The organism is Streptomyces lacrimifluminis, from assembly GCF_014646095.1.
In the GTDB taxonomy this organism is placed as follows: Bacteria; Actinomycetota; Actinomycetes; order Streptomycetales; family Streptomycetaceae; genus Streptomyces; species Streptomyces lacrimifluminis.
In genome coordinates, this window is the sequence record NZ_BMMU01000098.1 from 1 (window position 1) to 2,412 (window position 2,412).

Annotated in this window: 3 protein-coding genes; all 3 read left to right on the forward strand. The window is 71.4% G+C overall.

The features are described 5' to 3' along the window. The coding region (locus IEY89_RS40055; RefSeq protein WP_189152439.1) for a cytochrome c oxidase subunit I at positions 1-584 on the forward strand (584 nt) is incomplete at its 5' end. Then, on the forward strand, positions 581-940 hold the full coding sequence (locus IEY89_RS40060) for a hypothetical protein (RefSeq protein WP_229695742.1): 360 nt from the start codon (positions 581-583) through the stop codon (positions 938-940). The genes IEY89_RS40055 and IEY89_RS40060, both read left to right, overlap by 4 nt. Before the next feature lie 114 nt (positions 941-1,054). Further along, positions 1,055-2,284 carry a glycosyltransferase gene (locus IEY89_RS40065; RefSeq protein ID WP_189152441.1) on the forward strand — a complete coding sequence of 410 codons (1,230 nt, stop codon included), beginning with the start codon at positions 1,055-1,057 and terminating at the stop codon, positions 2,282-2,284. The last annotated feature ends 128 nt before the right edge of the window (positions 2,285-2,412 follow it).

A 2,412-nucleotide genomic window follows, 5' to 3' on the forward strand; every position in this document is an offset into this window, starting at 1 on the left:
GCTTCCTGATCACCTTCACCTTCGGTGGTCTGACCGGTGTCATCCTGGCGTCGCCGCCGATCGACTTCCACGTGTCCGACACATACTTCGTCGTCGCCCACTTCCACTACGTGGTGTTCGGGACGGTCGTGTTCGCGATGTTCTCCGGCTTCCACTTCTGGTGGCCGAAGATGACCGGCAAGATGCTCGACGAACGCCTCGGCAAGATCACCTTCTGGACGCTGTTCATCGGCTTCCACGGCACCTTCCTCGTCCAGCACTGGCTGGGCTCGAACGGCATGGTGCGCCGCATCCCCGACTACCTCGCGGTCGAAGGCCTCACCGCGCTCAACACGGTGTCGACCATCTCCTCCTTCGTCCTCGGGCTCTCTCTCCTCCCGTTCCTCTACAACGTGTGGAAGACCGCGAAGTACGGCAAGAAGGTCGAGGTCGACGACCCGTGGGGCTACGGCCGTTCGCTGGAGTGGGCCACCTCGTGTCCGCCCCCGCGCCACAACTTCGTCTCGCTCCCCCGCATCCGCAGCGAATCCCCGGCCTTCGACCTCCACCACTCCATTCAGCAGCAGGAGTTGACCCGACAGTGACCACGAGAGACGACGACCGCCAGGTGGACGTGGTGACCCTGGTCAACGAGATCCAGGGCCATCTGCTGCTCGCCGCCACCCGCCAGGAGGGACACGAGGCAGCCGCCCGCCTCACCGCACGCCTCGACTGGCTGACAAGCCATCAGCGAGCCGACTTGGAACGGCAGTTCGCGGCGGAGCACCTCGCCCTCGCCCGGACCTCCTGGCAGCGCACCGCCGCCCGCAGCGCGGAGTTGCGGGCCGAGTACGAGGCCAGGTACCGCCGCCTGAAAGTCAGGTTGACCGCCGCATGCCTGGCGCTCGCGGCCACGACGGTACCGCTCACCCTTCTCCTCCTGGCGCCGCTGCGGCGATAGCCCGCCGCGGGCCGGATCCCGTCGGTGTCCGACAAGCCCGCCCGGCACAACACGGGAAAGGCCGCCCCCGACGAGCCGGTACGGCGCCATACTGGCCCCGTGCGCGTAGCGATCATGACGGCAGGCTCACGCGGTGATGTGGCCCCCTTCACCGGGCTCGGCCACGAGCTGGCCCGGGCCGGGCACGAGGTCACCCTGGTCACGCACGGCTGCTTCGAACCGCTGGTGGCGGGGGCCGGGGTCAGGTTCCACGCCCTGCCCGTGGACCCCCGGGCGGAGTTGGAGTCGGCGCGCGGACGCGGGCTCCACCGCAGCGCGACCGGGGCCGGGAAGCTGTTACGGGTGGTCGGGATGGCGCGACGGCTCGTCGGCCGGATGACCGACGACCTGCTGGCCGCCGCCCGCGTGAACGACGTACTGCTGCTGTCCAGTTCGCTGGGCCCCCTGGGACACACCATCGCGGAAGGGCTGCGGCTGCCGAGCATGGGCGTGTACCTCCAACCGCTCGCTCCGACAGGGGAGTTCGGGCCGGCTGTCCTCGGGGGCCGCTCCTGGGGCCCGGCGGGCAACCGGCTCACCGGGAACGGGGTGAGCATCGCCGTCGAGCAGGTCTTCGCCTCGGCCGTGCCCGCCGTACGGGATCGGCTGGGCCTGCCCCGCCACCCTTCGGGTGCCGCGCGCCGAGCCCGGGAACGCCAGGGCTGGCCGGTGCATCACGGCTTCAGCCCGCTGGTGGTGCCCCGGCCCCGCGACTGGCGCCCCGGGCTCGACGTCTCCGGCTACTGGTGGCCGTACGACACCCAGCACCGGCTGCCACCCCGGCTGGAGGAGTTCCTCGCCTCGGGGCCCCCGCCCGTCTTCGTGGGCCTGGGCAGCGCCACGGTGCCCGATCCCGGGCAGCTGAGCGCGGTCGTCGTCGGGGCACTGCGGCGGGCCGGGATGCGCGGGGTGATCCAGCGGGGGTGGGGCGGGCTCGAAGCGGACGGCGACGACATGCTGACGATCGGCGAGGTGGCGCACTCCGCGCTGTTCCCCCGGATGGCGGCCGTCGTCCACCATTCGGGCGCCGGCACGACCGCCGCCGGGCTGCGGGCCGGGGTACCCGCGGTTCCCGTACCGATCCAGTTCGACGAGGGCTTCTGGGCGGCGCGACTGGTCTCCCTGGGCGTCGCTCCACGGACGGTTCCGCTGCGGAAGCTGACGGCCGGCGCGCTGGCCCCGGCCCTGGTACGGGCGACCAGTGACCCCTCGTACGGGGAACGGGCGCGCGCCCTCGCGGCCCGGATCGGCGCGGAGGACGGCGTAGGCCCCGTCCTGGAGTCGGTGAACCGGCTGTCCGGCTGAGCACCGGCGGTCGTCCCGCCGGACCCCGGCCCAGGACACCCCGAAAACGTCAGGAACCCCCGGCACCCTTGGGTTCAAGAGGTCGTTGCAACACCCCGTCTGTAGGGAGTTGCAGTGGACTTCGAGAT

Excerpts from the sequence above, each read along its gene's own strand:
- IEY89_RS40065 (WP_189152441.1), top strand. The coding sequence starts at position 1,055 with ATGACGGCAGGCTCACGCGGTGATGTGGCCCCCTTCACCGGGCTCGGC.